The organism is Streptomyces sp. NPDC007189, from assembly GCF_040703635.1.
Lineage (GTDB): Bacteria > Actinomycetota > Actinomycetes > Streptomycetales > Streptomycetaceae > Streptomyces.
Window position 1 is genome coordinate 1 of record NZ_JBEYEY010000071.1, and the last position, 1304, is coordinate 1304.

Annotated in this window: 1 protein-coding gene; it reads right to left on the reverse strand. The window is 67.5% G+C overall.

Going from position 1 to position 1304, the window contains the following annotated elements:
- Nucleotides 1-39: 39 nt before the first annotated feature.
- A protein-coding gene (locus tag AB0950_RS40390) for an IS3 family transposase (protein WP_360161512.1) occupies nt 40-1232 on the reverse strand; the annotation gives its coding sequence in 2 pieces (ribosomal slippage) (nt 40-962 and nt 962-1232; 1194 coding nt in all).
- Between the last annotated feature and the right edge of the window lie 72 nt (nt 1233-1304).

Consider the following 1304-nt stretch of genomic DNA (forward strand, 5'->3'; position numbering starts at 1 on the left):
TGAGCTGTCCTGGGTTTCGTAGAGTGCGGTGGTCTTGTTTCAGGCGGGCTGCTGGGTGGCTTCCTGTTGTTGCCACCAGCCGCGTTCGTACTCGGCGGGCGGTACGTAGTCGAGGGCGGAGTGGAGCCGTTCCTCGTTGTACCAGGTGACCCACTGGAAGATCGCCCGCTCGACCTGGTCGACGTCCCGCCACGGTCCTTGCATCTCGATCAGCTCGGCCTTGAAGGTGCCGTTGAGCGCCTCGGCCATCGCGTTGTCATACGAGTCCGCGACCGAGCCGACGGACGCGGCGGCGCCGATCTCGGCGAGTCGGTCGGTGTAGCGAATGGATACGTATTGCGACCCTCTGTCGCTGTGGTGGATCAGCCCGGAGTCCTTCTTGATCCGGCGTCTCCACAGGGCCATCTCCAGGGCATCGAGGGGGAGTTCGGTCCGCATGTGGTTCGCGACCTGCCAGCCGACGATCATCCGCGAGTACACGTCCAGGACGAACGCCACGTATGCCCAGCCCGACCAGGTGCGGACATACGTCATGTCCGCCACCCACAGCTGGTCCGGGCGTGAGGCCGTGAAGTCGCGGTCGACCAGGTCAGGCGGTCTGGGTGCCGACGGCTCCGGGACCGTGGTGCGGCGACGCTGCCCGCGGATCACGCCCTCCAGGCCCAGCTCGCGCATCAGCCGTTCGACGGTGCAGCGGGCCACGAGGACGCCCTTGCGCCGGAGCGCGCGGGTGATCCGGCGGGCACCATAGGTGCCGCCGGACTCGGCATGGACCTGTTCGATCAGCGGCATGAGCTGCTCGTCACGCAGCCGGCGGGCCGACTTCGGGCGCTTCTTGCGCGCGTAGTACGCCGACTCGGACAGCCCCAGCACCCGGCAGGCGAACCCGACCCCGAGACCTTTGTGCTTGAGGTGCTCGATCACCTGGTCGGCCTCGTCCGGGGACGGTCGAGTTCGGCTGCAAAAAACGCGCTCGCGGCTTTGAGGATCTCATTCGCCCGCCTCAACTCCGCTACTTCTTTGCGGAGTTGCTTCAGCTCCTCGTGCTCGGCGGTGGTCAGCCGGTCGTCGCGTTCGCCGGCGTCCGCCTCGGCCTGGCGGACCCAGCCGCGCAGGGCTTCCTTGTGGATGCCCAGATCCCTGGCGACGTGCGCGATCGGTCGGCCCGTGGCGCGGACCTCGCGGACGGCCCGCTCGCGGAGCTCGTCCGGGTATTTGCGTGGTGCTGGCACTGCTCGTGGTTCTCCTTCGGGCCAGGATCATAAGCCTGGCTTCAGGGACTCCACGAATCCGGGGTCAGCTCA